Here is a 23,803-nt window from a genome sequence, read left to right on the forward strand (position 1 = left end):
GGCTGGGCGCCCGGCTGCGGGCCGGGCGCCGTCCGCGCGGGTGGCACCCGGCCAGGAGAGGGGGGGCCGCCTCCCGGTGGGATCAGCCGCCGGGCAGATAGGCGGGGGTGCCGATCGACGGATCCAGGTCCGCCGCGGGGACGGCGGCGGCGTACCGGGGCGCGACCGGGACCACACCGGCCCAGTGGGGCAGCGCCAGGTCCTCGGGGTCGTCGTTCGGGCCGCCGGTGCGCAGCTTCGCGGACACCTCGGCCAGCTCCAGGCGGAGTACGGCGGTGGCGGCCAGCTCCTTGGTGTCGGCGGGCCGGGAGTCCCGGGACCGGCCGGGCACCACCTGGTCGACCAGGGCGTCCAGCGCCACCCGCTTCTCCTCCGGGTCGGTCACCGTCCGGGCCGTGCCGTGCACCACGACCGAGCGGTAGTTGATCGAGTGGTGGAAGGCCGAACGGGCCAGCACCAGACCGTCCAGCAGGGTCACCGTGAGGCAGACGGCCAGCCCCGGATCGGTCCGGCCCGCCGCCCGCAGCGGCCGGGAACCGGTGGAGCCGTGGATGTAGAGCCGTTCGCCGATCCGCCCGTAGAGCGTGGGGAGCACCACCGGCGCGCCGTCCCGGACGAACCCGAGGTGGCAGACGTACCCCTCGTCCAGGATCGCGTGCACCAGTTCCCGGTCGTACGCGGCCCGCTCCCGGGCCCGGGTGGGCACCGTGCGGTCGGTCGGCGCGTAGGTGCCGGGCGTGGACCGTTCGTCCGCCGTTTTCCCGCTCCTGGTCGTGTCCGGCATGACAGCTCCTTTGAACTAGTGCATAATTATCTTCGTGCTAGGACATTATCGGATTGCGGGCCGTCGTGCTGTGGAGATCGTCGCCAGCGTCGAGCGGGGAGTCGGTGAAGGTGCCCTGGCGCCGGGGCAACCCCTGCCCCCCATGAGGGAGTTGGCGCAGGAGCTGGGGGTGAATCCGAATACCGTCGCGGCCGCCTACCGCGCCCTGCGGGACCGGGGGGTCGTGGAGACGGCCGGTCGCCGGGGCACTCGGGTGCGGCCCGCCCCCGCCACCACCGCCCGGGGTGCTCTGCTGATCGATGCCCCCGAGGGCGTACGGGATCTGGGGCGGGGCAATCCGGACCCCGCACTGCTGCCCCCGCTGGCCGGGGCGCTGGCGGAGACGGCGCGGTGGAGCGACGAGCGCCCGGGGCTGTACGGCGAGGAACCGGTGGACCCGGAGTTCGGACGGCTGGCCCGGGCCTCGCTGACCGCCGACGGAGTGCCGGACGGGCCGCCGGCCGTCACCTCGGGGGCGCTCGACGCCACCGAGCGGGTGCTCATGGCGCACCTCCGCCCGGGCGACGCGGTCGCGCTGGAGGACCCCGGCTGGGACCGGCTCCTCGATCTGGTGCCGGCCCTCGGGCTGCGCCCGGTGCCCGTCGCGCTGGACGACGAGGGGCCGCTGCCCGACGCGGTGGCGCGGGCGCTCCGGGGCGGGGCGCGGGCGCTGCTGGTGACCTGCCGGGCGCAGAACCCGACCGGGGCGGCGGTGAGCCGGGCCCGGGCGGCGGAGCTGCGGCGACTGCTCGCCCGGTACCCGGACACCCTGGTGGTGGAGGACGACAACGGGCACGGGTTCGTGGACCTGGCGCCGCACCCGCTGGCCGGGGCCACCACGCACTGGGCGTTCGTCCGGTCGCTGGCCAAGGCGTACGGACCGGACCTGCGGGTGGCGGCGCTGGCCGGCGACCCGGTGACCGTGGACCGGTTGCTGGGGCGGCAGCGGCTCGGGCCCGGGTGGGTGAGCCGGCTGCTCCAGCGCACGGTGGTACGGCTCTGGGAGACGGAGGCCCTGGACGCGCGGGCGGTCGCCGCGTCGTACGGGGAGCGCCGGGAGGGGCTGATCGCCGCGCTGGCCGAGCGGGGTGTGCGGGCACACGGGCGCTGCGGGATGAACGTCTGGGTGCCGGTGGCGGACGAGACCGGGGCGGTCGCCCGGCTGGCGCAGGCGGGCTGGGCGGTGGCCCCGGGCGCCCGGTTCCGGCAGGCCGCCGGGCCCGGGATGCGGCTGACCGTCTCGGACCTGGCGCTCCCCGACATCGCCCCGCTGGCCGACGCGGTGGCGGCGGCGACCGCCCCGGTGGCCCCGCGCAGCCACGGCTGAGCCGGCCGGCCGGGGCCGGAGGCCGCCCGGTCACGGCCGAGCCGTGCGCGCCGCCCGTGCCACGACGGACGAGTGCGGGGGGCCCTGGCGCCTCGGGGCGCCACCGTTCCCGGGTGATACGTGCTGCCAGCCGGGGCGGCCGGTGCGGGTCCCGGCCCGGCGCGATGTCCGGCGGGCTCCGGGTCAGTGCGGGTCCGGGCGCCGCGCGCTACGCGCCCGGCCGGCCGGTGCGGATCCGGGCACGGCGGGGCGTCCGGCCGGCGCGCGGGCGGCTCTGGGTGAGCGCGGCGCCCGCCAGCACGATCACCGCGCCGACCGGGGTGTTCCAGCTCAGCGGCTCGCCCAGCAGCGTCACTCCGGCCGCCGTCGCGATGACCGGGACGAAGTAGGTGACCATCTGCCCGGTCGTCGGCCCGACCTCGGCCACCAACCCGTACTGGAGCAGTACCGCGAAGCCCGTCCCCAGCGCGCCGAGCGCCGCCACCGCCAGCAGCGGACCGACCTGGAGGCTGCCCGGCCAGGTGGTGAACAGCGGTGTCACCAGCGCCAGTTGCAGGGTGGCCAGGCCCAGCTGCGCCCCGGTGAGCGACAAGTGCGACTCGGGTCGCCCGGCCAGCGTCCGGCGCACCCAGATCCAGCCGACCGGGTAGCTCAGCGAGGCGAACAGCGCCAGGACCGTACCGGTGGTGTCGACCCCCGAGAAGCCCTGCCAGGCGCCGAGCACGGTCAGTACCCCGAGAAAGCCGAGCCCCAGGCCGGCGACCCGGCGGCGGGTCGGCCGGTCCTCGGAGAGGGCCACCAGCGACAGCACCATGCCCCAGAGCGGCGAAGTCGCGTTGCAGATGCCGGCCAGCGTGGAGGGGATGGTCAGCTCGGCATAGGCGAAGAGCGAGAACGGCAGGGCGTTCAGCAGAAAGCCGGCCACGAAGAGCCGGGCCCAGGTGCCGGCCCCGCGGGGCAGCCGGGCCCGCTTCACCGCCATCGCCACGGCCAGCACCGCCGTACCGAACAGCAGCCGCCCGAAGGTCACCTGGAGTGGTGCGTAGGCCCCCGTTCCCAGCTTGATCAGCAGAAAGCTGAACCCCCAGATGGCACAGAGCGCCGCGAACCGGATCCGCCAGTCCACGGCGGGCCGGGATGCCGCCCGGGAGTCGGCCGGCGGCACCGTGGCAGGGGTGGAGTGCGGCGGCGCCGGAACATCAGCGGCGGGCCGTTGCGCCGGAGTGCCGGCGGAGGACGGTGGCGCCGGGCGCGAAGGATCGGAGGGCGGACGGGAGGGGGACGCGAGGCTCATGCTGACCACCTTGACCTCCGGCTTCATATTAGAACAAGCGATATTTCTTGAACCCCATCGCTTAGCATTGCTTACATGTTGAATCTGGAGCGCCTGCGCACCCTGGACGCCCTCGCCCGGCACGGCTCGGTGAGCGCCGCCGCCGACGGTCTGCATGTCACCACGTCGGCCGTCTCCCAGCAGCTCGCCAAGCTGGAGCGGGAAGTGGGGCAGCAACTGCTCGCCAAGCACGGGCGCGGGGTGCGGCTCACCGACGCCGGACTGCTGCTCGCGGACCACGCGGCCCGCATCCTCTCCCAGGTGAAGCTGGCCCAGGCGGACATCGAGGCGCAGCGCGGCCAAGTGGTGGGGGAGGTGCGGCTGGCCGGCTTTCCCACGGTGGCCAGGGGCCTCTTCCCGCTCGCCGTCTCGGCGCTCCGCCGCGACCATCCCGACCTGCTGGTCCGGACCGCCGAGCTGGAGCCCGAGGACGGGATGCGCCAGGTGGCGCGCGGGGACACGGATCTCGCCGTGGTGCTGGACTGGAGCAACAAGCGGTTCCCGACACCAGTCGGACTCAACCGCGCCCACCTCTTGGACGACACCGCCGATGTCGCCATGCCCGCCGGCCATCCGCTCGCGGGCCGGGGCGAGGTGGACCTGCGGGACTTCGCCGACGACGAGTGGGTGTCCTGGCCCGAGGGAGAGGCCTGCCACGACTGGCTGATGTTCACCCTGCGGTCCGCCGGGATCGAGCCGCGCATCACCCACTTCGCGCAGGAGCACCACACCCAGCTCGCCTTCGTCCGGGCCGGGCTCGGGGTGTGCGTGGCCCCCCGCCTCGGGCGCGACCCGCTGCCGGAGGGCGTGGCGCTGGTCCCCGTACGACACCGGCTGCGGCGGCACATCCACGCCACCTGGCGCGCCGACGCCGACCGGCGCCCGTCGATCCGCGCGGTGGTGGACGCGCTGCGGGAGGCGGGCCGGCGGGCGGCGGAGTGAGCGGACTGGCGGGTGGCGGGGTGAGGGGACCGGCCATGCCGGCGAGGCCGGCCTGACGGTGTCGCCGTCGGCGGTGACGGCGGCCGGCCCGAGTGGAGCGGCGGCCTCAGGGGATCTCCATCCGGACGAGGGCCGGGAGCAGTGCGTCGCGCACCAGTGGTGAACGCTGGGCGGCGAGCATGGTTCGGGCGACGGCGTACGGCCCGACCGCGTACGGGCCGATGCTCCGCACCGTCGACACGCACCCCGTCCCGGCGCGGGCACGGCGCCAGGCGGACGGCCCGGGGGTGCGGCGCAGGGACGGGAAGCGGAACGTTCCGCCGCGAAGCAGGATGTACGGAGCCAGATGAGTGAGAGCCGGAGGAAGGACATCGAAGAGCAGCACGCTGTGCGGGAAGCGCCGGACACAGAGGCGGACGAGGGCGGCACCCTGGGGCGGCGGCAGGTGCATGAACAGGCCCTGGGCCGTGATGAGCACCGGGGGGCGGGCGACGGCGTGGTCGGTCCACCGGGGGTCGGTCGCCGAGCAGGTGAGGGTGTGTTGCCGAGGTCCGTGCGGGAGAACCGCGCGGCGCAGGGCGATCACTTCGGGCCGGTCGACCGAGAGCCACTGCGCGGTGCCGTTGTCCGCGCGCCAGAACTGTGTCTCCAGTCCTTCCCCGAGGGCGATGACCGTCGCCCCGGGGTGCCGGGCCAGGAAGTGCGCCGTCGCGGCGTCGTACATGCGGGCCCGCCGGGCGAGGTACTGCTCGACGAGTGTGTTCGGGGCGCCGAACCAGGCCGTCAGGGGCCAGGCGCACCGGTCGACGAGTTCCACCGCGGCGGGGTCCGACAGAAGCGGTGGAGAACGGCGGGCGGCCGACGCCCGGTGGTGAAGCGCCCACAGGGCTGTCCGGGCGACGGGTGCCAGATCCGTCGGAACGTGGTGTCTCGGGGAGGCGGGTTCCCCGTCGTGGGACCACATGGGCGGAGCGTATCCCGCCCCGGTGGCGGAGATGCCGGTGTCAAGCCCTTCGAGTGGTCGTGCGAATCTCTGTGCGAGAGAGGCGCGGAATGGGCCGGACCCGCCCCGGCCCGTGGGCCCAAGTGCCCCGGCCGGACCATGTCTTCCCACCGCCGGGGGCCGGAGGGGGCTTCCGGCGGAACGAATGAGGATGCCGGTGTGAGGACCCCGCACTTCGAGTTCGTGTGATCACGAGGCTTTGAGGGCGATGCCGCAGGGCGTCGCCCTCCTCGGTGCGCCCGCTGTGTGGGACACGTCCACTCGCGCCACCGGTAGCCCGGTTCCCCGGTACCGGGGCGGCCGGACGCCGGGCCTCGCCGCTCCTGAAGCGGCGCTTCTCGCCCCCCACGCACGCGGGCATGGTCCCTCTTCCTCACCGCTGCCCGGAGTGTCTGGTGCCCGTATCGCTTCCCCCTGCTCTCGAACCGTTCCTCGGCCCGCTGCACTGCCCGTTGTGCCGCGCCCGCCTCCACCCCGGGCGCGGTGCGCTGCGCTGCCCGGCCGGCCACGCCTTCGACCTCGCCCGCCAGGGCTACGTCGGCCTGCTGACCGGCGCCCGCGCCACCAGCGGGGACGACGCGGCCATGGCGCGGGCCCGGGACCGGTTCCTGTCCACCGGCGGGTACGACCCGATCCGCCGGACCGTGGCCGCTCTGACGGCCGGCGCCCTGCCCGGCCGGGGCACGGTGGTGGACGTCGGCTGCGGCACCGGTTACTACCTGGCCGGTGTGCTCGACCGGTCGCCCGCCGCCCGCGGCCTGGGCCTGGACTCCTCGGTACGCGCACTGCGCTCGGCGGCCCGGGCCCACCGGCGGGCCGCCGCGGCGAGCTGGGACGTCTTCCGTCCCCTGCCCCTGGCCGACCGGGCGGCCGATGTCGTGCTGGACGTGTTCGCCCCCCGCAACCCGTACGAGTTCCACCGGGTGCTCCGCCCGGCCGGCCGGTTGATGGTGGTCCGTCCTACCGGCCGGCACCTGGCCGAACTGTGCGGGAGGTTGCCCGGGATGGTCACGGTCGATCCGGCCAAGGAAGAGCGCCTGAGGCAGACGCTGGGCCCCTACTTCGAGGCCGCCCGCACCCAGCGGGTCGAGTACGTCATGCCCCTGGCCCGGCAACAGGCCCTGGACCTCGTGGGGATGACGCCGAGCGCACGCCACCTGGACCGCGCGGCCCTGGACGCCCACGGCCCCCTCCCGGGCCGGGTCACCGTCTCCGTGCTGGCCACCGCCTACCAGCCCCGGTGACCATCGGCCGGCCCCGGTGACCCCTACCGGCCCCGGCGGCGGTGCGCCGGGGCCGGCGACCACCGGCGGCCCCGGCCCGGGGCGCGGGGTCAGGCGTGGGACAGGGCGAAGGAGACCAGGAATCCGGCCACCGTGATCAGTCCTATGGCCAGATGGGCGTCTTCGAACGCCTCCGGGATCATGGTGTCGGCGATCATCGCCAGGATGGCGCCGGCCGCCACGGCGGTGACCGCCGCCACCACCGTGGCCGACAGCGGGCCGACCACGGCGTAGCCAAGTACCGCCGCGACGGTGCTGGCCAGCGCGATCGCGCCCCACACCGTGAACACATACACCTTGGAGCGGCGGGCCTGCCGCATGCCGGCCGCGCTCGACAGGCCCTCGGGGACGTTGCTGATGAAGACGGCGATCACGGTGACCAGGCTGACCGCGCCCCCTTTGAGGAGGCTCACGCCGATGACGGCGGACTCGGGCACCCCGTCCAGCAGCGCTCCCAGGGCCAGCGCCAACCCCGAGCCCTCCTGCTGCTCCTCCGAGGGCTGCGCGCCACCGCTCCGCTTGCGGTGGCGCGCACCGCGCCGGGCGAGCCAGGCGTTGCCGCCGGTGTAGGCCAGCGCGCCGCCGATCGTCCCGATCGCCGCCGGGGCGAGGCCCGCTTCCTCGTACGCCTCCGCCACCAGCTCGAACGACACGGCGGACAGCAGCACTCCGGCCCCGAACGCCATGACCGAGGCGGTCAGCCACCGGGGCACTCGCACCCCGTAGCCGATCACCGCCCCGACCAGCAGCGCCGAGCCGGCGACCAGACCCCACAGGCCGGCCTCGATGATCTCCGGGATCTCTGGCATGCACCCGTCCCTACCCGCCACCACACGGGCCGAAGCACCGGCCCGGCCGTCCGGGGCCACCGCCCGGGGGAGAAGGTAGGGGGATGCAGCAGACGACATGTGCCGGGCTCTTCACCCGCCGATTCGGTCCGCCGGTGCGGCCGGGCGGCCCAACGGCGGTGCTGGTGCACGGCCTTGGACTGTCGGGGCGCTACTTCGCCCCGCTCGCCCGGCGGCTCGCGGCGCGGGGTGCGACCGTGTTCGTACCGGATCTGCCGGGCAACGCCCGCTCGCGGAGCGCCGCGCGCCGGATGCCCGACATCGGCCAGGCCGCCGACGCCCTGGCGCGCTGGTACCAAGCCCTGGCCCTGGGGCCGAGCCTGCTGGTCGCCAACTCGGTGGGCTGCCAGGTGGCCGCCGCGCTCGTCGCCCACCACCCGGACACCGCTCGCCATATGGTCCTCGTCGGCCCGGCGCTCGACCCCCGGGTGTCCACGGGCGGCCAGGCCGGACGGCTGCTGGCCGACATACCCCGGGAGCCGCTGTCCCTGCTCGCGGTGGCGGCGAGCGACTACCTCACGACCGGCCCCCTGCGGTTCACCGCGTCCTTCCGCCACGCCCTGCGCGATGCCACCACCCTGTTCGAGGCGCACCTGGCCCGGGTCCGGGTGCCGACGCTCGTCGTGCGCGGAGCGGGCGACACCCTCGCCCCCGCTCCGTGGGTCCGGCGGGTGGCCCGGACAGTGGGCGACGGGCACACCGCCGTGATCGAGGGCGCCGCGCACGCCGCGCACTACAGCGCCCCGGGCGCGCTCTCCGCCCTCATCGGGGACTTCACCGCCCTGCACAGGGGTGGTCCGCGTCCGGCGCCCGACCGCGGTCCCGCGCGGCACCCGTGCTGTTGACCTTTCATGTAGCGGGCATGTACCGCCGCGACCGGGGAAAGCGAAGGGCGACACCGGTCGCTGACGGAGGGTTGCGCCATGCTGATACCCGATCCCCACTATCTGCGTTCCCAGCTCACCCGCTACACCGAGCTGCGAGCCGGCCGCGGCGAGGCGGCGGGCGAGCCGTCGCTGGAGGACGTCAGCTATACCCTGTGCGTCCTGACCGGAACGCGGCACATCGGTGAGGCGCTCACCGTCGCGGAGACACTGCTCGCCGCCGCGGCGGTCCCGGACCCGGCCGGTACGGCGCTGGCCGCGTGACGGCGCTCCGGCCCGGGAGCAACACGCATGCTCTCCCCGCTACCGTTCTGCACCTGCATGTCGTAAGTGATCAGCGGAGTCGTCCCCAACCTCGCCGCCACCGCCCGCCCGGTCGTGAGGCCGAACTCGGCAACGGTCTCCAGTGCGACGGCCAGGGCAGTGATCCACGCGCGCACACGCATGGCAGCTCCTTCGTGGAATGGGCGCGCGTGGAGTGGACCGCGACGGCGCGGCCTGCCCCCGACTCCGTTTCTGGCGCCGTACCGTCGCGCCCCCATACGGCGGGTGGGACGCCGTCCTGAACTCTGCTGTGCGGCAGGACAGTTGGACTGCCCGTCGGGCGCCCGGTCGCGGCGCCTGGACTCCGCCGGCCGAGAACACCTCGGTCTACAGCTGAATCGAACCTGATCGCCGACGTGGGAGTGCCGGCGCCAACCCGGCCGCCGAAGTGATATCCCTGCTCGCCGCGGTATGCGCGGGCGTGTACAACATCGACGACGCGGCACGGGGCAGTGGACCGGGCCCTCATCGCAGTACGCGCACCGTCCACGCTCGGCGCGCCTTCGATCCCGACCACCTCGACATCGAGGACATCGAGGACATCGGCGAACTCCTTACCGCCCACTAGCCATCGTGGGAACTGCCGCGGCGCAGCACTAGGAGTAACTCAAGTCCATGGCGCTGTACTGGACCGGTCCAGCGATCACGACCATGCGCTGGGTCTCCTCGTGCCAGATGCTGACGGAGCCGGTTTCGTCGTCGAGGTAGGTCACCTGCCCGGTGGAGTCGACCTGTCGGGTGTAGCCCGGGAAGTCGCGGTACTGGATGGTTCCGGTGGACGTTCCCACGTCCGCGATCACGTAGGCGTAGGCACCGCCTGCGGCGGACTGGTTCCCGGAGTAGCCGGCTTCCGGAGCGTCGCCGCCCATTCCGGACATCGGCACGTCCTCGTCATACACCGGCCCGGACTCCCAGCCGCCCGGCACGTTGGCCGCCTCCACCTCGTTGACGCGACGGGTGAGGGACCGTTCCGCCATGTGCAGCATCCGCGCCATCGACGACACGGTGTACCTGTTGCTGAGTTCGGCCACGGTCTGGGCCAGGGCATATGGCATGCTCTTGGGCTCGATGGACTTGCCCTTGCCCTTGCCTTTCTCCCTCTCGCGCCACTTGGCGTAGAAGTCCGTGTCGGCCGCCATCACCGACTTGATCGTGGCCCAGCCGGAGGACTCCTTGTTCATCGACTTGCGGCTGGGCTTGGACGACTTCTTCTTGCCCGAGTCCGACTTCTTCTCGGCGTACTTGCCTTTGTCCGGCCTGCGGGTGACGGGCGCCCCGGCCTCACGGCCGTCGCGGGCCTCGTGGCCGGTCCGGTCGTTCACGCACCGGTAGATGGCGGACTTGATGGCGTCAATGGTCCGCCTGCCGTCCACCTCGCTGATGATCTCGGCGAGCTCTGGACGGCTCGCCCTCGCCGTCTCTTCCCAGTACTTGAAGAGGGTCTTCTTAGCTTCCGGCGATCCGTTGAGCCAGGTGTCCTGGATCTGCCGCCGGTGTTCGGGGTCGGTGATGATGCGGTCGGCGCGCAGCCTCGACTTGATCGTGTCCGCCCCCTGGCCGACTCGGGCGGCGCCCGCCTCGGTGCCCGCGATGTCCTGAGCGCGGGTGTAGGAGGAGAAGACCGGCTGCCCGTTCGCGTCGTAGTCCGTCTCGATGTCGCTGAGGGACGGGGTCCGGTAGTTCCGCCGTGCGGCTAGCCCGGCGTCCACGATGCTCTCCGGGCCGTTTTTCTCGTGGGCGTCCTCGGGCGGCTGCATGCGCGACAGGGCGGGCGTGGCCGGCAGCTGTGACGCCAGGCCCAGCATGTAGTTCTTGAAATCGGGATCGTTGACGACGTGCGCCTGGTGCTGGTAGAGGTTCTGGAGCGATTCCCAGTAGTAGAAGCCGGGGTTCGGGTCGAAGACGAGGTTTCCGAACCCCGCCTTGTTCCGGTAGTACGCCAGGGCCGCGGTGCAGCAGAGGCAGCCACGGTACCGGCCCATGATGGCATGCTCGCCGCGGACTTCCTTGGGCTTGACCCCGGACCGGCGCAGGGCCAGCAGCAGCTTCTGCTCGGCGTGCAGCAGCCCCTTCTCCTCCTTGAAGGTGAGCAGGAAGATCGAGCCCTCGAACTTCTCGCTGGTGAGCAGCTTGTGCAGCTGCGGATCGCTCACATCCACGAGGGCCACGGGCTTGCCGTGGCGTTTGCGCAGCGCCTCGGCCGTGGCGTCGTCCTCTCCACCGCGCTGGCCCGTCATGACCGCCTGGGTCTTGAGGGCGGCCCGGTCCACCCGGTCCGAATACTCCCGGGCGTCCGGTCCCGCCATCCCGCGCTCCCGGCCGGCCGTGCTCTGGTGCGTCGAGACCATGTCCGCGTAGCCGTCTTCGGTGTCGCGGGTCGTGAACTTCTTGAGGGCGTCCATCGACTCGTTGTAATTCGAGGCGAAGAGCAGCCGGTTGTTGATCAGCATGCCCTGGACCTCGCGCTCCCGGTTGTCCCTGGCGCCTTGCTGCTCCTGCACCCCCGCGACGGCGTCGTACACCAAGAAGGCCTGGTGAGACAGGGTCTGGGAGGTCGCGTCATCCTTCATGGAACGCGCGTACCGTCGCCGGACCTGCTCGGGGCCCTGACCGTGCCGTCCGCCGCCGTAGGCCTTCTTCCACTCGTCCTTGACGGCCTCGTCGATCTCCTTCGCCTTCTGCCGGGGCGTCTTCTTGTCCTTGCCCGCGCGCTGCACGGGAGCCGTACCCGGAGCGAGGAGGCGTGCGACGGCGTTGTTGCCCGCCGCGCCCTGCAGGAAGCGCATGCGGGCCATGGCGGCCCCGCCGGCCGATCGCTGGACCGCCCTGGCCGACGCGGTCCCGTGGTGACCCGCGCCGGCCGACGGGGCCGTGCGGGCACCCGCCGCGAACGCCGCGCCGTCGGCCGCGGCCGTCCGCTCGGAGTCCTGCCCGGGGTCGGTCACGCTGAGGCCGGCGCCGTTGTCGTTGCCGGTCTCCCGGATGCCCCTCAGGTTTTTGTCGACGTGACCCAGTTCGTGACCCATGACCTCCTTGTTGCCGGCCATGCCCGGCCCCAGGAAGACATGCGCCCCTACCGTCATCGCCTGTGCGCCCAGAGCCTCGGTCGCCCGCTGCGCCACGTGATTGTCGTGGATACGGGCGCTGGAGAAGTCGTTCCGGTAGAAGGCGTCCGCCTCGGCGCGCAGCGCACCGGACAGCGGCCGGCTCGGCGAGGAGATGGCGGACGCCAGCAGCGCGCTCTGGGTGGCCGGGTCGACGCCCCCACCACCGTCGTGACCACAGCCGGAGCCGTGGACATGCTGGTCCGGCCCGGCGTCACGGGCGACGACGCCGGGATCCGCCAGGCGTTGGAGCGAGGTCACTTCCGCGGAGGTGAGCGGACGGGGTGCGGGCGAGGCCGGGGCGGAGGCCTTCCGCCGAGCGCCGAGCGCGTCCCCGTCCGACAGCTCCGACCGCGACCGCATCTGGTTCGCCTCCGCGTGTGTGGGGGATCATGTCCCGGTCATCCAAGCGCGCGTGCCGCAGCCGCACAAGGGACCGCAGTGCGCGATCCCGGGCAGAGACCGCTGCCCTTATGGACTCCGGACGGTGCCAGGCAGCCACGGCCGGCACCGTCCGGTCGGTACGCGCGCGGGCGAGGACTCCGGCGCCCGCGAAGCCCGGGCCGGCACCGCGCTGTCCGGCGCCAGGTTCAGGCCATTCGCGAAAAGTCGCACTTTGCCCTCCCGAAGGGCCGGAAGGGGAAGAGGAGGAAGCTCTCCTTGCTGCTCGCCACCCATCTCGCGACGCCATCTCGGTGAACACTGCGATCACCCTCAGTTACTATGCTCACTTCATGCCGGATGCCGGCAGCAAGGGACGCGGCGTCATCGACGGATTGCGTGGGGAGCGAGGAGCCTGGCATGCCGACGGAAACTCCCCGCATTCTCCCCAGCGCCGTCGACTGCGGGCTTCCGCTGCCGTGCTCCTTGGTGGACGTCTGTGGTCTGCGAGGTTGAAGAGATGGGTGGCCTGGGAAAGTGTTGCAAGAGGTCGTAGCGACCCGCTATGTCACGCCGTTGCGCGAGGGCGGCTCACTGCCGGGGATCGTCGAGGCCGACGATCTCGGTACGTACGTCATGAAGTTCACCGGAGCCGGGCAGGGGCGCAAGACCCTGGTCGCCGAGGTCATCTGCGGCGGTCTCGGCCGGCGGCTGGGGCTGCGCGTCCCCGAGCTGGTCACCATCCAGCTCGACCCGGTCATCGGTCTGGGCGAACCGGACCAGGAGGTGCAGGAGCTGCTCAAGGCGAGCGGCGGCCTCAACCTGGGGATGGACTATCTGCCGGGCTCGATCGGCTTCGATCCGCTCGCCTATGAGATGGACGCCGCCGAGGCGGGCCGGGTGGTGTGGTTCGACGCCCTGATCAACAATGTCGACCGCTCCTGGCGCAACCCCAACCTGCTGGTCTGGCACGGCGACCCGTGGCTCATCGACCACGGCGCCACCATGATCTGGCACCACAACTGGCCCGGGGCGCGGGCGTCGGCGGCCAAGCCGTACGACGCCTCCGACCACGTACTGGCCTCCTTCGGTCCCGATGTGGCCGCCGCTGCCGCCGAGCTGGCGCCCCGGGTCACCGAGGAACTGCTGACCGAGATCGCCGCCGAGGTGCCGGACGAGTGGCTGGTGGACGAGCCGGGCTTCGACACCACCGACGCGCTCCGCCGCGCCCATGTGGAGACCCTGCTCTCCCGCGCGGTGGACATCCATGAGCGGATCACCCTCGGGGCGCGTACCACTCGCCCCTCGTCCAGGGCTCCCGGCTGGCTCACCGAGCAGGCCCGGCCCTGGCCGCACACCGCGAAGAAGGAACCGGGGGCGGGCGACGGCAGTGGTGACGGCGTCGACGGTGTGAAGGACGGCGAGAAGTGAGCGACCGGGACGTCTTCGAGTACGCGCTGCTGCGCGTGGTGCCGCGGGTCGAGCGCGGCGAGTGCTTCAACGCGGGCGTGGTCGTCTACTGCCGCGCCCGGTCGTTCGTGGCCGCCCGCACCCATCTGGACGAGGCCAAGCTGCGGGCGCTGGACCCGGCGGCCGATGTGACCGGGGTACGGGCCGCGCTGCGGGCCGTGGAGGGGGTCTGCGCGGGCGGCCCCGAGGCCGGGCAGGCGGCGCGCGACGACGCCGGGCGGCGGTTCCGCTGGCTGATCGCACCGCGCTCCACCGTGCTCCAGCCCGGCCCCGTGCACACCGGCCTCACCGCCGACCCCGGCGCCGAGACGGAGCGGCTGCTCGATCTGCTGGTGCGCTGACCCGACGGGTCCGGGATCCCGGCGCCCGGCGAGGCGCGGCACCCGGTGGGCCGTTGACACCGGGTGCCGGGATCTCTAGCGTCTCGTCCACCGAAGGTACTAAGCGGTCGCTCATCCCGGTGGAGGTGTACGGGACGGGGCACCGCTCACCGGAGGCACGGGAATCACGGGGTTCACGGGCGCGGGCCGCAGCCGCGCCCGGAGCCGCAACCGAGGGCGAGGAGATCCAGCATGTCCACCACCGAGCAGCGCGTCGCGGTCGTGACCGGGGCGGCGCGGGGCATCGGCGCCGCCACCGCCGTCCGGCTGGCGGCCGAGGGCCGCAAGGTCGCCGTACTCGATCTCGACGAGGCCGCCGGCGCGGACACCGTCGGGAAGATCACCGAGGCCGGCGGCACCGCCCTCGCCGTCGGCTGCGACGTCTCCGACGCCGGGCAGGTGGAGGCGGCCGTCGCCCGGGTCGCCGCCGAACTCGGCGCGCCGACCGTCTTGGTCAACAACGCGGGCGTGCTCCGCGACAACCTGCTCTTCAAGATGAGCGAGTCCGACTGGGACACCGTGGTGAACGTCCACCTCAAGGGCGCCTTCCTGATGGCGAAGGCATGCCAGAAGCACATGGTGGACGCGGGCTTCGGCCGGATCGTCAGCCTCTCCTCGTCCTCCGCGCTCGGCAACCGGGGCCAGGCCAACTACGCCGCCGTCAAGGCCGGCCTCCAGGGATTCACCAAGACGCTCGCCAAGGAACTCGGCAAGTTCGGGATCACCGCCAACGCGGTCGCCCCCGGCTTCATCGCCACCGAGATGACCGCGGCGACCGCCGCCCGGGTGGGCATGGACTTCGAGGAGTTCCAGGCCGCCGCCGCGACCCAGATCCCGGTCCAGCGGGTCGGCCACCCGGAGGATGTGGCCAACGCCATCGCCTTCTTCACCGGCGACGACGCGGGCTTCGTCTCCGGCCAGGTGCTGTACGTGGCCGGCGGCCCGCTCAACTGAGGGGAGGTCCGATGACGGCACAGCGACTGCCCGAGCTCTCCGGCCGGGTCTCCCTGGTCACCGGGGCCAGCCGGGGCATCGGGTACGCCATCGCCGAGGCGCTGGTGGCCCGCGGCGACCGGGTCTGCGTCACGGGCCGGGGCGAGGAGGCCCTGGCGGAGGCCGTCGACCGGCTCGGTGCCGACCGGGTGATCGGCGTCCCCGGCAAGGCGCACGACGAGGCCCATCAGGCGGCCGCCGTGGAACGCACCATGGAGGCCTTCGGCCGCCTCGACAATCTGATCAACAACGCCGGTACCAACCCGGTCTTCGGACCGCTCGCCGACCTCGACCTCGCGGTCGCCCGCAAGGTCTACGAGACCAATGTGATCTCCGCGCTCGGCTTCGCCCAGCGGACCTGGCAGGCGTGGCAGCGGGACCACGGCGGTGCGATCGTGAACATCGCCTCCGTCGCCGGCGTCGCCGCCTCGCCGTTCGTCGGCGCGTACGGCATGAGCAAAGCGGCCATGGTCAATCTGACCTTGCAGCTCGCGCATGAATTCGCGCCGGCGGTCCGGGTCAATGCCATCGCCCCGGCCGTGGTGAAGACGAAATTCGCGGAAGCACTTTACGAGGGCCGGGAGGCGGAGGCGGCGGCCGCCTATCCGCTGGGCCGGCTGGGCGTTCCGGAGGACATCGGCGGGGCCGCCGCATTCCTCACCTCCGGGCAGTCCGACTGGATCACCGGACAGACCCTGGTGATCGACGGAGGGATCTTCCTCAACGCCGGTGTCGGCTGATCCGGATTCTTCCGGATTGGCATCGATCGCCTCAAGTGCCCCACCAGTCTTTCCCATTGACCTGGTGGGGCACTGCGGTATGGTCGGCCGACCCATGGCTGAACGAGGAGCGTGCACGTGTTCAACCGGACCAGCCTGCAGGCCGCTGCAGCCCTTGTGTCCATGTCCCTCCTGGCGGGATGCGGTCTGTTCTCCGATGATGTCGCCGAGGGGCAGAACAAGATCACTGTCGGCACCACGAGCGCGCCCACCACGCTCGATCCCGCCGCGGCCTGGGACAATTCCTGGGAGCTGTACCGGAATGTCTTCCAGACGCTGCTGAGTTTCCCGACCGGTTCCACGTCTCCCCGGTCGGACGCCGCCGACTGCAAGTTCACCGACACGACCAGCACCGTGCTCCGCTGCAAGCTCCGGGACGGGCTCACGTTCTCGGACGGCGCCGCCCTCGACGCCAAGGCCGTCAAGTACTCCATCGACCGCATCCGCACCATCGATGTGCCGGGCGGCCCCAGCGGACTGCTGGGCTCGCTCGACCGGGTGGAGACGCTCGGCGGCCAGGAGGTGGTCTTCCACCTCAAGGAGTCCGACGCCACCTTCCCGTTCATCCTCGCCACGCCCGCCATGTCCATCGTGGACCCGGCCAAGTACCCCGCCGACAAGCTCCGCCAGGACGGCGGGGTCACCGGCTCCGGCCCGTACACCCTCGCCTCGTACGCCGAGAACGACCGGGCCGAACTGGTCAGGAACCCGGGCTACAAGGGCTTCGCCGACATCAAGAACGACGCCGTCACCATCCGGTACTTCAAGGAGTCCGAGGCGATGGTCGCGGCCCTGCGGAAGAAGGAGATCGACGCCACCTACCGCGGGCTCACCGCGCAGGAGGTGCTGGACCTCCAGGACAGCAAGCTCGCGGGCGATCCCCTTCAGGTGGTCGAGTCGACCGGCGCCGACATCCGCTACCTGGTCTTCAACCCCAAGGACCCGTCGGTCTCCGAGCTCGCCGTCCGCCAGGCCGTCGCCCAGCTCGTCGACCGCGAGGAACTGGTGAAGCGGGCGTACAAGGGCACGGCCGAGCCGCTGTACTCGATGGTCCCGAAGGGTATCGCCGGGCACACCACCGGCTTCTACGACCACTACGGGGACCCCAGCGCCACCAAGGCGAAGAAGCTGCTGCGGGCGGCCGGCATCGACAAGCCGGTGGCCCTGACGTTCTGGTACACCACCGACCGCTACGGCTCCGGCACCGCGGCGGAGTTCGCGGAGCTCAAGCGCCAGCTGGACAGCTCCGGGCTGTTCCGGGTCACGCTGCGGAGCCGGCCGTGGAAGGACTTCCAGGTCGGCTACCAGAACGGCCAGTACCCGGTCTTCGGCCGTGGCTGGTTCCCCGACTTCCCGGACCCGGACAACTTCATCGCCCCGTTCGTCGGCAAGGAGAACGTCCTCTCCACGCCGTACGACAAGCCCGAGATCACCGCTTCCCTGCTGCCCGAGACGCGGCGGGAGAGCGACCGGGGCACCTCCCAGGTCTCCGAGAAGTTCGCGGAGGCCCAGGAGATCCTGGTCGAGGACGTGCGGCTGCTGCCGCTCTGGCAGGGCAAGCTCTACATCGCGGCGAGCGAGGACATCGCGGGCAGTGAGCGGGCGCTGGACCCGCAGACCGTCATGCAGATGTGGGAGCTGCACCGCAAGGCCAGCTGGTAGCCGCCGGGGGAGGGGCGTGGCCGGCGGAACTCCGGTCGGGTGGGTGGTGTTCCGGTCCTGAGTTCCGGGCGGTACTCCGGGCCGGGTGGACGGTACTCCGGCCCGGTGGACGTACTCCGGGCCGGTGTCCGTACTCCGGGCCGGTGTCCGTACTCCGGGGCCGCGGGCGGGAGTACGCCTCCCCGGTCGGCCGGTCGGCCGGGGAACACGGAGGCAGGACCGGTTGTCGGTGGTCGCCGGTAAGTTCTGTGGGCGAAAGGCGATTCCACACCGGAGGTTGTTGACGTGACCGACACCGACATGCTGCCCGAGTCCTGGCGCGGCGTCCTCGGGGACGAGCTGCAGAAGCCCTACTTCAAGCTGCTCACCGAGTTCGTCGAGGAGGAGCGGGCCCGCGGGCCGGTCTATCCGCCCCGCGAGGAGGTGCTCGCCGCGCTCGACGCCACCCCGTACGACCAGGTGAAGGTCCTCGTGCTCGGCCAGGACCCGTACCACGGCGAGGGCCAGGGGCACGGGCTCTGCTTCTCGGTGCGGCCGGGGGTCAGGACTCCGCCGTCGCTGCGGAACATCTACAAGGAGATGCACGAGGAGCTGGGGCACCCGGTGCCGGACAACGGCTATCTGATGCCCTGGGCCCGGCAGGGGGTCCTGCTGCTCAACGCGGTGCTGACCGTCCGGGCGGGAGAGGCCAACTCGCACAAGGGCAAGGGCTGGGAGAAGTTCACCGACGCGGTGATCAGCGCGGTGGCGTCCCGTCCCGACCCGGCGGTCTTCGTCCTCTGGGGCAACTACGCCCAGAAGAAGCTGCCGCTGATCGACGAGACCCGGCACGTGGTGGTGAAAGGGGCCCATCCCTCGCCGCTCTCGGCGAAGAAGTTCTTCGGCTCCCGCCCGTTCACCAAGATGAACGAGGCCATCGCCGCGCAGGGCCACGCGCCCGTGGACTGGCGCATCCCGAACCTCGGCTGAGCCGTCCGGCCCCCCCCCGGTTGCCCGGACGCGCGGTGTGCGGCTGTTCCGGGGGCGGTAGGGGCGCTCGCTCCGTGCCTGACCGCCTTCCCCGGCCCCGCCGGTTAGCGTCGGCACACATGCTCGGCGAGATGCCCGTCGGACGGGCGGAGGAGCGGAGGGCCGGATGACGGAGCAGCAGCGCGCGGACGTGTCCGAGGACGCCGTCATGACCAGGATCGGGCAGGCGGCGATGCTGCTCCACGCCGGGGACCGGGAGGAGGCGCGCAACCGGTTCGCCGAGCTCTGGGCCCGGCTCGGCGCCGACGGGGCCCCGCTCCACCGGTGCACCCTCGCCCACTGCATGGCCGACGCCCAGGAGGACCCGGAGGACCGGCTCGCCTGGCATCTGCGGGCGCTCACCGCGGCGACCGGGGCCACCGGGGAGCCGGTGGCGGTGCGGCCGCCCCGGGCGCCCCGGGGGGAGGAGCGGGGCCCCGGCGGAGGACCGGCCGCCGCGCTGCGGGCGCTGCTCCCGTCGCTCCATCTCAACCTGGCCACCGACTATCTGGAGCTGCGGCGCCCGGCGGACGCCCGGGTCCATCTGTCCCGGGCCCGGGCAGCCGCCCCGGCCCTCGCCGACGACGGGTACGGCCGCGGCGTACGGGCCGCCCTGGACCGGCTGGGGCGCCGGCTGGCGGCGGAGTGACGCGGCCGGGCCGGGGCCGGCCCGTGGGCCGGGAGCCCGGACGGGGCTGAAGGGCGCCCGGACCGGGCCGGGGGCGCGCCCGGAGCCGTCGTCAGTCGCCGGTGGCGCCGTCGATCCGCTCCCGCAGCAGATCGGCGTGGCCGTTGTGCCGGGCGTACTCCTCGATCATATGGGTGTAGATCCAGCGGAGATTGAAGGTGCGCCCGCTGCGATGGGTGCCCTCGGCCACGTCGTCCAGGCCGCGCGGCGCGGCCAGCTCCCTGGCGTGCGCGATCTCTTCCTGCCAGGCGTCGTACGCCTGCTCCCAGCTGTCCTCCTCGCCGGGGTGGAAGTCGCGGTCGAGGTCGTCCTCCGAGTAGAAGAGCGGGTCCGCCACCTCTCCCGCCAGGACCCGGCGGAACCAGCCGCGTTCCACATCGGCCATGTGCCGGACGAGCCCCAGCAGGGAGAGGTCCGAGGGCGGCGCCGAGCGGTGCCGCAGCCGCTCCTCGTCCAGCCCCTCGCACTTCATGGCGAGGGTCTGCCGGTGGTAGTCCAGCCATCCTTCCAGCATCTCCCGCTCCCCGGCGAGGCCGGACGGCTCGGCCCGGTCGGTGCGGGTGCCGGTGGGGCCGCCGGGGACGGGAGGCTCGGTCTTCTCCGGAGTGCTCATGTCCGGGATCTTCTTGCACCGGACACCCGGACGCCAGCGGTTATCCGGAGCCGGAGGCGGAGGCGGGACCGGAACCGGAGGCGGGCCGGCGCCGGCGGGGCCGCCGGACGCCGTCCTCGGCGCGTCCGGGCGTCCGTACGTGTCCGGGCGTCCGGTTGTCTGTACGGGGCCCCGGTCGGCCGGGGGCCGTCGGCGGTGGGGGCCTCCCCGTATCCTGGCCGGGCGCCCGATCGGATGATCGGGCAGGTTGGTGAGAGGGGTCACTCCGTGAAGGTCGGCTGCATCGGACTCGGCGACATCGCCCGCAAGGCGTACTTGCCGGTGCTCACCACCCGCCCCGGAGTCGAGCCGCACCTCCAGACCCGCACCCCCGCCACCCTGGCGGCCGTCGCCGAGACCTTCCGCGTCCCGGCCGAGCACTGCCACACCGACCTGGACGCACTGCTCGCCGCCCGGCCCGACGCGGCGTTCGTGCACGCCCCGACCGCCGCCCACCCGGAGATCGTCGCCCGGCTGCTGGAGGCGGGGGTGCCCACCTATGTCGACAAGCCGCTCGCCTATGAGCCGGCCGACTCCCGCCGGCTGGTGGAGCTGGCCGAACGGCGGGGCGTCAGCCTGGCCGTAGGGTTCAACCGCCGTTACGCGCCCGGCTACGCCCAGTGCCTGGACCACCCGCGCGAACTGATCCTGATGCAGAAGAACCGGACCGGGCTGCCCGAGGACCCGCGCACCCTGGTCCTGGACGACTTCATCCATGTCGTGGACACCCTGCGCTTCCTGCTGCCCGGCCCGGTCGAGCACACCGATGTCCGGGCCCGGGTCCGTGACGGCCTGCTCCACCATGTGGTGCTCCAGCTCTCCGGCGACGGCTTCACCGCCATCGGCACCATGAACCGGCGGAACGGCTCCACCGAGGAGATCCTCGAAGTCTCCGGCCAGGACACCAAGCGCCAGGTGGTCAACCTCGCCGAGGTCGTCGACCACAAGGGGCAGCCGACCGTACGGCGGCGCGGCGACTGGGAGCCGGTCGCCCGGCAGCGGGGCATCGAACAGATCGTGGACGCCTTCCTCACGGCGGTCGCGGAGGGGCGGACGCTCAGCGCCCGGGATGCCCTGGAGACCCATGAGCTGTGCGAGCGGGTGGTACGGGAGATCACCGAGCAGGCCGAGCGGACCGTGCGGGCCGCCCGGTCCTGAACGAAGTCCTCCGCGGGCCCCGGCGGCGGGCGACGAGCCGCCGGGCCGCGCCGGCGCCCGCCCAGACCGCCAGGGCGGCGACGGAGCCGTACACCGGCCAGTCGCCCAGCCGGGTGTAGAGAGTGGTGCCGGACGCCATCGGCAGGTCGTACACCGCCGCCGCGCTCCGGTCGGTGCCCAGCCACCGCCCCACCCGGGCGCCGTCCGGGCCGTACGCCGCGCTGATCCCGGTGAGCGTCGCGTGCACCATGGGCCGCCCGGTCTCGGCCGCCCGCAGCGCCCCGAGCGAGGCGTGCTGGGCCGGCGCCCAGCTGTGCTGGAAGGTCGAAGTGGACGACTGAGCCACCAGCACCCGGGCGCCGCGGGCCGCCAACTGACGGCTCATGTCCGGGAAGGCCGTCTCGAAGCAGACCAGCGGGCCGATCCGGGTGCCCCGGGCGCCGGGCAGGGTCATCACCACCGGCCGAGTGCCGCGCATCCGGTCCTCACCGGCCGCCTTGCCGACCGAGGTGGCCCAGCCCAGCAGGGAGCGGGCCGGCACGTATTCACCGAACGGCACCAGCCGCATCTTGTCGTACCGGTCACCGGTCGGGCCGTCCGGGCCCACCAGCACACTGCTCTTGTAGATGCCGGGGCGGGGGCGTGTGGACCCTTCTGCCGACGCGCTCCGCGCGCCTCGTTCCGTCGATGCGCTCCGCGCGCCTCCTCTTGTCGATGCGCTCCGCGCATCGACGTTGACCAGCACCGGAGCACCCACCTCCCCCGACAGCGCCGCCAGCCGGGCGGACAGGTCGGGGCGGGTCGCCAGATCGGCGCCGACGCTGCTCTCGCCCCACACCACCAGGTCCGGGTGCCGCCCCGCCAGCTCCCGGGTGAGCTGCTCCTCCCGGGCGAACCGCCGCACCGGGCTCCCGGCACCCTCGACGACCCCGGGCTGCACCACCGCCACCCGGAACCGCCCGTCCGGCTGCGGCGGGCGCACCCAGAACGCCACCGCGCCCACCGCCACCGCACCCGCCAGCAGCGCCACCGCCCCGACCGCGCGGGCCCGCTCCACCGCCAGCACCAGGGCCACCGCCGTATTGGCCGCCACCACCAGCAGCGACACCAGCCACACCCCGCCCACCGAGGCCAGCCGCAGCGCGGGCGTGACCTCCCACTGACTGGCGCCCAGCAGTCCCCATGGGCCGCCCAGCCCCTGCCAGGACCGGACGAGCTCCACCATCAGCCACCCGGCCGGGACCACCACCAGCGCCCCGAGGGCCCGCGCCGGAGAGGCCGCCCCGGTGAACACCGAGCGCACCAGCCACCCCCAGGGCGCCCAGAGCGTCCCCAGCAGCGCGGCCAGGACCAGGATGAAGACGTGCAGGCTCGGCATCAGCCAGTGGTGCGCCGCCAGCATGAAGCCGGCTCCGCCCAGCCAGCCGTCCAGCGCCGCGCGCCGGCCGCTCACCGCCGTACGGATCAGCAGCAGCCAGGGCACCAGCGCCACCCAGGCGAACCACCAGAGCCCGGGGGCCGGGAAGGCGAGCGCGGGCAGCGCCCCCGCGGCCACCGCCGCCGCAGCCCGGGGCCACCGGCGCAACCACCACGGTCCGGCGCCCGCCGGCTCCCCGGGCCGTGCCGCTCCGTCCGTCTCCCGCCGTCGAACGGCCGGGCTCCGCATACCGCGCCTCCTCGCGCCGGCGGAAACGATCTCCGCCTCCAGTGTGCGGGAACGCGGCCACCCGCGGACAGGGCACCGGGGCGACCCCACCGAGCGGACGCCAAGCGGAAGGCGAGCGGAAGCCGAGCGGAAGCCGAGCGGACGCCAAGCGTCAGCCGAGCGGAAGGCGGATACCTCGCGGGAACCTCGGCTCAGCCCGCCGACTCACCCGCGTGCGGGCTGAGCGCGCCCGCGCCGACCAGGGCGAAGAGCAGGATGCCGAGCAGGATCCGGTAGATCACGAACGGCATGAAGCTCCTGGTGGTGATGAACTTCATGAACCATGCGATGACGGCGTATCCCACCACGAAGGCGATCACCGTGGCGAAAATCGTCGGCCCCCAGGAGACATGCCCCTCGCCGGCGTCCTTCAGCTCGTACGCCCCCGACGCCAGCACCGCCGGGATGGCCAGCAGGAACGAGTAGCGGGCCGCCGCCTCGCGGGTGTACCCCATCAGCAGGCCGCCGCTGATCGTGGCGCCCGACCGGGAGACGCCCGGCACCAGGGCCATCGCCTGGCAGACGCCGAAGATCAGTCCGTCCCGGATGCCCAGCTCCTGGAGCGACTTGCGGCGCCGGACCACCCGGTGCCGTCCGCCGGTCTCGTCGCGGGCGGCCAGCCGGTCCGCGAAGCCGAGCACCAGACCCATCACGATCAGCGTCGTCGCGGTGAGCCGGAGGTCGCGGAACGGGCCCTCGATCTGGTCCTTGAGCGTCACCCCGAGCACCCCGATGGGGATCGAGCCCACAATGACCAGCCAGCCCATCTGGGCGTCGTGGTCGGAGCGCATCTCCCTGTTGGTGAGCGAGCGGGCCCAGGCCGAGATGATCCGCGCGATGTCCCGGCGGAAGTAGATGAGCACGGCGGTCTCCGTGCCGATCTGGGTGATCGCGGTGAAGGCGGCCCCCGGATCGTGCCAGCCGGCGAAGGCGGCGGTCAGCCGCAGATGCGCGCTGGAGGAGACGGGCAGGAACTCCGTCAGCCCCTGGACGAGTCCGAGGATGAACGATTCGAACCAACTCATGGGGCCAGGCCGTCCCGGAAGTGCTCGTGCG

General features: G+C 73.0%; 22 protein-coding genes. 14 read left to right on the forward strand and 8 right to left on the reverse strand.

Annotated elements, in window-relative coordinates; genetic code table 11:
- Nucleotides 1-82: 82 nt before the first annotated feature.
- Nucleotides 83-784 carry a pyridoxamine 5'-phosphate oxidase family protein gene (locus NX801_RS08040; RefSeq protein WP_258786482.1) on the reverse strand — a complete coding sequence of 234 codons (702 nt, stop codon included), beginning with the start codon at nt 782-784 and terminating at the stop codon, nt 83-85.
- A gap of 34 nt (nt 785-818) precedes the next feature.
- Here NX801_RS08040 and NX801_RS08045 point away from each other — a divergent pair, with 34 nt between their 5' ends.
- Nucleotides 819-2,150 carry an aminotransferase class I/II-fold pyridoxal phosphate-dependent enzyme gene (locus NX801_RS08045; RefSeq protein WP_258786483.1) on the forward strand — a complete coding sequence of 444 codons (1,332 nt, stop codon included), beginning with the start codon at nt 819-821 and terminating at the stop codon, nt 2,148-2,150.
- A gap of 208 nt (nt 2,151-2,358) precedes the next feature.
- On the opposite strand, the gene NX801_RS08050 is transcribed toward NX801_RS08045, so the two are convergent.
- Nucleotides 2,359-3,444 carry a DMT family transporter gene (locus NX801_RS08050; RefSeq protein ID WP_428986095.1) on the reverse strand — a complete coding sequence of 362 codons (1,086 nt, stop codon included), beginning with the start codon at nt 3,442-3,444 and terminating at the stop codon, nt 2,359-2,361.
- Between the two features lie 75 nt (nt 3,445-3,519).
- On the opposite strand from NX801_RS08050, the gene NX801_RS08055 reads away from it, so the two are divergent.
- Nucleotides 3,520-4,425: a LysR family transcriptional regulator gene (locus NX801_RS08055; protein WP_258786487.1), complete on the forward strand. Its 906-nt coding sequence runs from the start codon at nt 3,520-3,522 to the stop codon at nt 4,423-4,425.
- A 106-nt stretch (nt 4,426-4,531) separates the two neighbouring features.
- On the opposite strand, the gene NX801_RS08060 is transcribed toward NX801_RS08055, so the two are convergent.
- The gene (locus tag NX801_RS08060; RefSeq protein WP_258786488.1) at nt 4,532-5,389 is read right to left on the reverse strand and encodes a class I SAM-dependent methyltransferase; all 858 of its coding nucleotides are present in this window, start codon (nt 5,387-5,389) and stop codon (nt 4,532-4,534) included.
- A gap of 434 nt (nt 5,390-5,823) precedes the next feature.
- On the opposite strand from NX801_RS08060, the gene NX801_RS08065 reads away from it, so the two are divergent.
- Nucleotides 5,824-6,672, forward strand: a complete 849-nt coding sequence (locus NX801_RS08065; protein ID WP_258786489.1) for a putative RNA methyltransferase — start codon at nt 5,824-5,826, stop codon at nt 6,670-6,672.
- Nucleotides 6,673-6,761: 89 nt separating this feature from the next.
- On the opposite strand, the gene NX801_RS08070 is transcribed toward NX801_RS08065, so the two are convergent.
- Nucleotides 6,762-7,520, reverse strand: a complete 759-nt coding sequence (locus tag NX801_RS08070; RefSeq protein WP_428986096.1) for a ZIP family metal transporter — start codon at nt 7,518-7,520, stop codon at nt 6,762-6,764.
- 83 nt (nt 7,521-7,603) lie between these two features.
- Here NX801_RS08070 and NX801_RS08075 point away from each other — a divergent pair, with 83 nt between their 5' ends.
- The 3 genes from NX801_RS08075 (at nt 7,604) to NX801_RS08085 (ending at nt 9,335) form a co-directional block, all read left to right on the forward strand.
- Nucleotides 7,604-8,404, forward strand: coding sequence for an alpha/beta fold hydrolase (locus tag NX801_RS08075; RefSeq protein ID WP_258786490.1), 801 nt, complete (start codon nt 7,604-7,606; stop codon nt 8,402-8,404).
- Nucleotides 8,405-8,482: 78 nt separating this feature from the next.
- A complete protein-coding gene (locus NX801_RS08080) occupies nt 8,483-8,707 on the forward strand; it encodes a DUF5133 domain-containing protein (protein WP_258786491.1) in 225 nt (74 codons plus the stop codon).
- 481 nt (nt 8,708-9,188) lie between these two features.
- Entirely contained in the window at nt 9,189-9,335 is a 147-nt protein-coding gene (locus NX801_RS08085; RefSeq protein WP_258786493.1) for a hypothetical protein, read from the forward strand.
- A gap of 28 nt (nt 9,336-9,363) precedes the next feature.
- Here the strand turns inward: NX801_RS08085 and NX801_RS08090 are convergent, their stop codons facing one another.
- Nucleotides 9,364-12,132 carry an eCIS core domain-containing protein gene (locus NX801_RS08090; RefSeq protein ID WP_258786495.1) on the reverse strand — a complete coding sequence of 923 codons (2,769 nt, stop codon included), beginning with the start codon at nt 12,130-12,132 and terminating at the stop codon, nt 9,364-9,366.
- A 657-nt stretch (nt 12,133-12,789) separates the two neighbouring features.
- On the opposite strand from NX801_RS08090, the gene NX801_RS08095 reads away from it, so the two are divergent.
- From NX801_RS08095 to NX801_RS08125, 7 genes are all read left to right on the forward strand, one after another.
- The gene (locus tag NX801_RS08095; protein WP_258786497.1) at nt 12,790-13,683 is read left to right on the forward strand and encodes a HipA family kinase; all 894 of its coding nucleotides are present in this window, start codon (nt 12,790-12,792) and stop codon (nt 13,681-13,683) included.
- The gene (locus NX801_RS08100) at nt 13,680-14,063 is read left to right on the forward strand and encodes a DUF3037 domain-containing protein (protein ID WP_258786498.1); all 384 of its coding nucleotides are present in this window, start codon (nt 13,680-13,682) and stop codon (nt 14,061-14,063) included. The genes NX801_RS08095 and NX801_RS08100 overlap by 4 nt, the downstream gene beginning before the upstream one ends.
- Before the next feature lie 231 nt (nt 14,064-14,294).
- Nucleotides 14,295-15,056: a 3-oxoacyl-ACP reductase FabG gene (gene fabG / locus NX801_RS08105; protein WP_258786499.1), complete on the forward strand. Its 762-nt coding sequence runs from the start codon at nt 14,295-14,297 to the stop codon at nt 15,054-15,056.
- Nucleotides 15,057-15,067: 11 nt separating this feature from the next.
- The gene (locus NX801_RS08110) at nt 15,068-15,835 is read left to right on the forward strand and encodes an SDR family oxidoreductase (RefSeq protein ID WP_258786500.1); all 768 of its coding nucleotides are present in this window, start codon (nt 15,068-15,070) and stop codon (nt 15,833-15,835) included.
- Nucleotides 15,836-15,952: 117 nt separating this feature from the next.
- The gene (locus NX801_RS08115) at nt 15,953-17,536 is read left to right on the forward strand and encodes an ABC transporter substrate-binding protein (RefSeq protein WP_258786502.1); all 1,584 of its coding nucleotides are present in this window, start codon (nt 15,953-15,955) and stop codon (nt 17,534-17,536) included.
- A 285-nt stretch (nt 17,537-17,821) separates the two neighbouring features.
- Entirely contained in the window at nt 17,822-18,505 is a 684-nt protein-coding gene (gene ung, locus NX801_RS08120; protein WP_258786503.1) for a uracil-DNA glycosylase, read from the forward strand.
- A 166-nt stretch (nt 18,506-18,671) separates the two neighbouring features.
- Nucleotides 18,672-19,193, forward strand: a complete 522-nt coding sequence (locus NX801_RS08125; RefSeq protein WP_258786504.1) for a hypothetical protein — start codon at nt 18,672-18,674, stop codon at nt 19,191-19,193.
- Nucleotides 19,194-19,284: 91 nt separating this feature from the next.
- Here NX801_RS08125 and NX801_RS08130 read toward each other — a convergent pair whose 3' ends face one another.
- The gene (locus NX801_RS08130) at nt 19,285-19,845 is read right to left on the reverse strand and encodes a DinB family protein (RefSeq protein ID WP_258786505.1); all 561 of its coding nucleotides are present in this window, start codon (nt 19,843-19,845) and stop codon (nt 19,285-19,287) included.
- Nucleotides 19,846-20,112: 267 nt separating this feature from the next.
- On the opposite strand from NX801_RS08130, the gene NX801_RS08135 reads away from it, so the two are divergent.
- Nucleotides 20,113-21,042, forward strand: a complete 930-nt coding sequence (locus tag NX801_RS08135) for a Gfo/Idh/MocA family protein (protein WP_258786506.1) — start codon at nt 20,113-20,115, stop codon at nt 21,040-21,042.
- On the opposite strand, the gene lnt is transcribed toward NX801_RS08135, so the two are convergent.
- Complete coding sequence (gene lnt / locus NX801_RS08140) at nt 20,999-22,708, reverse strand: apolipoprotein N-acyltransferase (protein WP_428986097.1); 1,710 nt, start codon at nt 22,706-22,708, stop codon at nt 20,999-21,001. The two genes, NX801_RS08135 and lnt, sit on opposite strands and share 44 nt — an antisense overlap.
- 191 nt (nt 22,709-22,899) lie before the next feature.
- Nucleotides 22,900-23,772, reverse strand: a complete 873-nt coding sequence (locus tag NX801_RS08145) for an undecaprenyl-diphosphate phosphatase (protein WP_258786510.1) — start codon at nt 23,770-23,772, stop codon at nt 22,900-22,902.
- Nucleotides 23,773-23,803 lie beyond the last annotated feature (31 nt).

It is taken from the genome of Streptomyces pyxinae (assembly GCF_024756275.1).
In the GTDB taxonomy this organism is placed as follows: Bacteria; Actinomycetota; Actinomycetes; order Streptomycetales; family Streptomycetaceae; genus Streptomyces; species Streptomyces pyxinae.